This is a genomic window from Nonomuraea lactucae, assembly GCF_003313395.1.
GTDB classification, from domain to species: domain Bacteria; phylum Actinomycetota; class Actinomycetes; order Streptosporangiales; family Streptosporangiaceae; genus Nonomuraea; species Nonomuraea lactucae.
In genome coordinates this window covers 1-5,543 of the sequence record NZ_QNFZ01000217.1, presented here as the reverse complement: position 1 = coordinate 5,543, position 5,543 = coordinate 1, and the positions used below count along the sequence as shown (strand labels likewise).

The window sequence follows — 5,543 nt, the reverse complement described above, 5'->3', positions numbered from 1 at the left end:
CGGCCGCCGAGGACCCGGTGGCGCTCCCGTGCGTCGGCGACTGGGTCGCGCTCACCGAGCTGCCCGAGGGCCGCCACGAGCTCGCCGCCGTGCTGCCGAGGAGCAGCGCGTTCGTCCGCGGCGGCGTCAGCCGCGACTCCCGCGGCGGCCTGTCGGGCGACGGCCAGGGGCAGGTGCTCGCCGCCAACGTCGACATCGTCTTCGTCGCCGAGCCGTCCATGCACTCCACCGACTTCGCCGACCTGGGCCGCATCGAACGGCTGGTCGCGCTGGCCTGGGAGTCGGGCGGCACTCCCGTGGTGCTCCTGACCAAGTCCGACCTGTTCGAGCACGGGCTGGACGACCTGCTCGCCGACGTGCGCGGTGCCGCGCCGGGCGTCGCGGTGCACGCCGTCTCCTCGCTGCTCGGCGAGGGCGTCGAGCTGGTACGCGGCTACCTCGAAGGCTCCCGTACGGCTGTCGTGCTCGGCCCGTCCGGCGCCGGCAAGTCGACGCTCGTCAACGCGCTGGCCGGTGACGGCGTCATGGAGACCCAGCAGGTGCGCGCCGCAGACGGCCGGGGCCGTCACACCACGGTGCACCGGGAGCTCATCCCGCTGCCCGGCGGCGGGCTCGTCATCGACACCCCGGGCATCCGCAGGGTCGGGCTGTACGAGATGAGCGAGGGCGTCGACCTGGTCTTCTCCGACATCGAGGAGCTGGCCGGGCGGTGCAGGTTCCACGACTGCGGGCACGACCGCGAGCCGGGCTGCGCGGTGCTGGAGGCCGTGGAGCGCGGCGACCTGCCCGAACGGCGGCTGAGGAGCTGGCACAAGCTCCAGCGCGAGGCGGCCTGGATGGCCGGACGCGCCGACGCGCGGCTCCGCAAGGAGCAGCAGAACAAGTGGAAGATCATCCACAAGGAGATGCGCCGCTCGGGCCGCAACCGTCCCTGACCGGTGGAGCCCCAGGTCGGCGAGGGTGTGGCGGGTGCGGGCGGGTAGGAGCAGGGCATGGACGTGTTCGCCGACCGCGCCGAAGCCGGAGCACTCCTCGCCGAGCGGCTTGTCCACATCCGCGACCCGGTCGTGCTCGCCCTGCCCCGTGGCGGCGTGGCGGTGGCGCTGCCCGTCGCGCGGCGGCTGGGCGGCGTCCTGGACGTGCTCGTCACCCGCAAGATCGGCTATCCGCCGCAGCCCGAGCTGGGCGTCGGCGCGATAGCCGAGGGCGGCGAGCCGGTGCTGGACCTGCCGCTGCTGTACAGGCTCGGGATGACTCCCGGGTCGGTGGCGGACGTGGTTCGGGAGGAACGGCGGGAGCTGGCCCGCCGGGTCGCGGTGTACCGCGGGGAGCGCCCGCTGCCCGACCTGGCCGGGCGCGAGGTGATCGTGGTCGACGACGGGCTCGCCACCGGGGGCACCGCCCGGGCGGCGCTCAGAGCGGTCCACGCGGCGGAGCCTGGCAGGCTGACGCTGGCCGTGCCCGTGGGAGCGCGCGAGACCGTGGAGGCGATGCGGAAGGAGGCCGACGAGGTCGTGGTGCTGGCCGTACCCGCCGATTTCCGCGCGGTCGGCCAGTGGTACGAGCACTTCGAGCAGCTGAGCGACGCCGACGTGCTGGCCCTGCTGGCCGCGGCATGAGCCCGCTGCCCCTCGGCCGCTGCCCCTCGGCCGGTGTGCCGACACGCCGGCGTGCCGGCACACCGGCGTGGGGGCCTAGGCCGCCAGCACGGCCCAGACGAGCTTGTCGCGGGAGCTGGAGATGATCCAGCCCCACGCGGAGGACAGCGCCTCGACGAGCCGCAGCCCGCGGCCGAACTCGGCGAAGACGTCGGGGGAGGCGGTCACCGGGGGCACATGGCTGTGGTCGGTGACCACGCAGGCCAGCTCGGCCCCGTGACCCAGCAGGCGGAGCTGGACCACCCCGCCGCCGTGCCGCATCGCGTTCGTGACGAGCTCGGAGACCACCAGTTGCGCTTCGAACGCGACGCGATCGGACCCCCACGTGCCGAGCGTCGTGTCCACGAAGCGGCGGGCGGTGGCCACGCAGGCCGGTTCGAACGTGCCCAGCTCACGCAGGGGGAACACCGCGTCGCAGGGGCTCGGTAACCCGTCCAGCAGAATGGAGGAAAGCCATCCTGGCGGCCGGGCACCGGAGGGGGCTTGCGGCCGAGCGTCGAAAGTCGTCATGTGGCCCCCGAAGCTGCGGTCTAAGGTGATCCAGCCCCATCTTTACGGGAGGCGGTTGCCGATGCAAGACTTTTCGTTGTTTACGGATGCAAATCACGTCTGCACGTGCAGATGATCTAGGAGACAGGGTGAGCGCACAGAGCGCGGAGGGCAACATCCTCGGCTACTCACAGGGGAGCCCCACCGTCCTGCGGATTCTGCTCGGCACCCAGCTCCGCAGGCTCCGCACGGAGCAGGGTATCTCGCGCGAGGACGCCGGATACGCCATTCGAGCATCTCACGCGAAGATCAGCCGGCTGGAGCTCGGGCAGGTGAGCTTCAAGGAGCGCGACGTCGCCGACCTGCTGACCCTCTACGGCGTGCGCGACGACGCCGAGCGGGAGCCGTTGATCGCGCTCGCCCGGCAGGCCAACGCGCCCGGCTGGTGGCACAAGTACGGCGACCTGCTGCCGAGCTGGTTCGAGGTGTACATCGGGCTGGAGGGGGCGGCCTCGGTCATCCGTACGTACGAGAACCAGTTCGTGCCCGGCCTGCTGCAGGAGCCGCGCTACGCCAGGGCGGTGATCAGGCTGGCGCACGAGAACGCGCCGGACGAGGAGGTCGACCGGCGGGTGGCGCTGCGCACCACGCGGCAGCGGCGCCTCGACGGCGACCACCCCCTCACCCTGTGGGCGGTGATCGACGAGGCCGTCGTACGGCGCAGCCCCGGCAGGCCCGAGGTGATGCGGGCGCAGATCGAGCACCTGCTGGAGATGACCGCCCGGCGCAACGTCACCGTGCAGCTCATGCCGTTCGACCGGGGCGGGCACGCGGCGGCGGGCGGGGCGTTCAGCATCCTGCGCTTCCCCGAGCGCGAGCTGCCCGACGTGGTCTACATGGAGCAGCTCACCAGCGCCCTCTACCTCGACAAGCCCGCCGAGTCCGAGCACTACATGCAGGTGATGGACCGGCTGAGCATCCAGGCCGAGTCGCCCGCCGAAACCAGGCGTTTTCTGGAGCGACTTCTCGTATCCCTGTGATCCACCCCATACCCGGATTTTTGGTCATCCGGTATATGGCGTGCGCCCAGACGCCGTATTCTCACGTCGCAAGGCACAGATGCACGTGCATCTGTAAGCGCGAGGAGCTTCTTCCATGCATGAGTTCCGCAACGGAACGCCCGCAGGCCACCTCCCCGTCGTCTGGCGGAAGAGCAGGCGGAGCAACCCCAACGGCAACTGCGTCGAGGTGGCCACCCTGCCCACGGGGGAGATCGCGATGCGCAATTCGCGCTTCCCCGACGATCCCGCCCTCGTCTACACGCGGGCGGAGATCACCGCCTTCGTCCTGGGGGCAAAGGACGGGGAATTCGACGATCTGATCGTCTGACCGGAATGTCCGGACTATCGGTCCGGGCGGATCAGCCCGGACGACCCGTCCGGACGGAAGGTCCGGACAGAGGGGGGAGAACGACAAGAGCCCGGCGTCGAGGGTGACGCCGGGCTCTTCGCGTGCTCGGGGGTTTGAGATTCGCGCCTGATCAGGCAGTTGCCCCGACCGGGTTCGCCGGGGCCTGGACATGGGGGGCCAGGTCCCGGTTCATCGTGACAACTGCGCGATCACGCGGTGCTCGATGCTGCCGGGTGTCAGGCGGCGGAGATGCCGGCGCTGGCGGCGCGGCGCATGCGACGGCGACGCTCGGAGGCGCGCTCGTCCTCGTTCAGGCCACCCCACGTGCCGTACTTCTCCGGACGGGACAGCGCGTAGTCAAGGCACTCGGTGCGGACGGGACACTGGGCGCAGATCGCCTTGGCCTTCCGCTCACGTACGTCACGCTCGGGCTGCCGCTCCCCGTCGGGGCCGAAGAAGAGCACGAGGTCCTCACCCCGGCACGCGGCATCATCCTGCCAACCCCAGCTGGGGCGCGGGCGGGCGAGCTGCCGACGTACCTGAGACATGAGAAAACCACCTTCGTGAGAGGTATTTCGCTAATTGAGCCGCATTGGACGCTTTCGGCGTCACTGTTCCAACGCAGGAAGCGGCCGTGATGTTCCCGTGATCAGGTAAGCGCGGGCGTGGCATACCGCACAGGCGCGAGCCTGTCCAGTGACACCAGCCGGTAGGTGGTGATCGTCTCGGCGCAAGCCGTGCCACACGGCGCTCGGAACGCCGATGGCTCAACCACAACCTGGAACCGGGCGTCGCCGCAGCGCACAATGGCTTCGGTGACGTCCCCGTCCGACCTGGAGGATTCCACGGCCACCGCGCCGACTGAACACTCTCCCGTATGGGCTCGGGCGAAGTGCTCGACGGCTTGCAATGGCTCAGGGATGCCTGCGCGTCCCCGGTAACGGCCGAGGATGACCTCGCCCGACCGGTACGCGTTAGCCGCTGCGATCGCAGCAGCCTGAGACATGCTGCCGTAGAAAATTCCGTGTGGCAAGCACACGAGGTTGGCGGCGTAGCGATCGCCGCCAACGTGTGACGTTTCCCACACTCTGTCTGGCAGATTTTCCGCCAGCGCGCGAGCGAGGGGCAGTCCAATGCGGGCACAGCACGCATTGCGCTTGGCGTGCGTGCAGACCAGAAATACCGGCTCGTCTTCCAGTATGCAGGACCGCGGGACCACTCCGGCCACCAGCGCGTCCAGGTCAAGATCGTCCGGATCTGCGACGAAGCCCGAGGCCAGCCAGGGGTCGGGGCCCTCGGCGTAGCCGACTAGCACACGGATGCCCTGCTCCCTCGGGCGGGTCCGCCTTCCGGGGCGGCGGATCAGCTGGGGCCGGACGCCGCGGTCGAGTGCTCGCCGTACGAGCTCGGCGATGTCCGCGGGGAGGTCGAAACTCTCCAGGTGGGAGGGCCAGGCGCCCGGATACTCGACCAGCAGCCACAGCCGGGCGCCCACCGTGGCGCTGGCCAGCGTGGGAACGGCGCCGGTGTGGCACCCGTCCGGATGCCCGCAGCTCCTGGCCAACGCTCCCCCTTCGCGAGATTAGGTAAGACTAACCTAACGGGTGGCCGGGGGAAGATGTGGCGATTCAGCCCAGCGTGTCTCGTGCGACCGGAAGCGCCGCCTGCCGGTCCTCGGGCACCAGGCCGATCCTGGTGCGCCGGTCGAGCAGGTCGCCCTCGTCCAGCGCTCCCTCGTGGCGGACCGACCAGAGCAGCTCGCCCTTGGTGATGCCCAGCCCGGCCTCCTCGGGGTGCCGCCGGACGAGCTCGGCCACGGCCGGGGCCTCGTTCCCGTACCGCTCGACGAGCCTCGCCGGCACCTCCTCGAAGCCGGTCCCGGCGCGTCCGTTCCGGCGGCCTCCGTCCTCGTCGCGCCCGCTTCCGCCCCGGCCGGGCCCGCTCCCCGGCGCGCCGACGAGGGGGAGGCGGGCGGTGCGGCAGGGG

At 70.8% G+C, this 5,543-nt stretch carries 8 protein-coding genes; 4 read left to right on the top strand and 4 right to left on the bottom strand.

The features are described from left to right. Positions 1 to 935 (top strand): ribosome small subunit-dependent GTPase A (gene rsgA / locus DQW85_RS13595; RefSeq protein ID WP_113700683.1); only part of this gene is annotated, 935 nt, incomplete at its 5' end. 57 nt (positions 936 to 992) lie between these two features. Next, the gene (locus DQW85_RS13590; protein ID WP_113700682.1) at positions 993 to 1,619 is read left to right on the top strand and encodes a phosphoribosyltransferase; all 627 of its coding nucleotides are present in this window, start codon (positions 993 to 995) and stop codon (positions 1,617 to 1,619) included. 75 nt (positions 1,620 to 1,694) lie between these two features. Here the strand turns inward: DQW85_RS13590 and DQW85_RS13585 are convergent, their stop codons facing one another. Further along, the gene (locus tag DQW85_RS13585) at positions 1,695 to 2,066 is read right to left on the bottom strand and encodes an ATP-binding protein (protein WP_162794961.1); all 372 of its coding nucleotides are present in this window, start codon (positions 2,064 to 2,066) and stop codon (positions 1,695 to 1,697) included. A gap of 188 nt (positions 2,067 to 2,254) precedes the next feature. Between DQW85_RS13585 and DQW85_RS13580 the strand changes: the two genes are divergently transcribed. Together DQW85_RS13580 and DQW85_RS13575 are read left to right on the top strand one after the other, a co-directional pair. After that, positions 2,255 to 3,187, top strand: coding sequence for a helix-turn-helix domain-containing protein (locus DQW85_RS13580; RefSeq protein WP_113700680.1), 933 nt, complete (start codon positions 2,255 to 2,257; stop codon positions 3,185 to 3,187). 115 nt (positions 3,188 to 3,302) lie between these two features. Beyond that, the gene (locus DQW85_RS13575; protein WP_113700679.1) at positions 3,303 to 3,536 is read left to right on the top strand and encodes a DUF397 domain-containing protein; all 234 of its coding nucleotides are present in this window, start codon (positions 3,303 to 3,305) and stop codon (positions 3,534 to 3,536) included. 257 nt (positions 3,537 to 3,793) lie between these two features. On the opposite strand, the gene DQW85_RS13570 is transcribed toward DQW85_RS13575, so the two are convergent. The 3 genes from DQW85_RS13570 to DQW85_RS13560 all read right to left on the bottom strand — a co-directional run. Then, complete coding sequence (locus DQW85_RS13570) at positions 3,794 to 4,105, bottom strand: WhiB family transcriptional regulator (protein WP_101784355.1); 312 nt, start codon at positions 4,103 to 4,105, stop codon at positions 3,794 to 3,796. A 101-nt stretch (positions 4,106 to 4,206) separates the two neighbouring features. Beyond that, on the bottom strand, positions 4,207 to 5,121 hold the full coding sequence (locus tag DQW85_RS13565) for a sucrase ferredoxin (protein WP_113700678.1): 915 nt from the start codon (positions 5,119 to 5,121) through the stop codon (positions 4,207 to 4,209). Positions 5,122 to 5,185: 64 nt separating this feature from the next. After that, positions 5,186 to 5,543: glycerol-3-phosphate dehydrogenase C-terminal domain-containing protein (locus tag DQW85_RS13560; protein ID WP_275888201.1), on the bottom strand; the 358-nt coding region annotated here is incomplete at its 5' end.

Bases quoted from the DNA above. Each gene is read 5' to 3' on its own strand.
- DQW85_RS13590 (WP_113700682.1), top strand. From the start codon at position 993: ATGGACGTGTTCGCCGACCGCGCCGAAGCCGGAGCACTCCTCGCCGAG.
- DQW85_RS13580 (WP_113700680.1), top strand. From the start codon at position 2,255: ATGCAAATCACGTCTGCACGTGCAGATGATCTAGGAGACAGGGTGAGC.
- DQW85_RS13575 (WP_113700679.1), top strand. From the start codon at position 3,303: ATGCATGAGTTCCGCAACGGAACGCCCGCAGGCCACCTCCCCGTCGTC.
- DQW85_RS13570 (WP_101784355.1), bottom strand. From the start codon at position 4,105: ATGTCTCAGGTACGTCGGCAGCTCGCCCGCCCGCGCCCCAGCTGGGGT.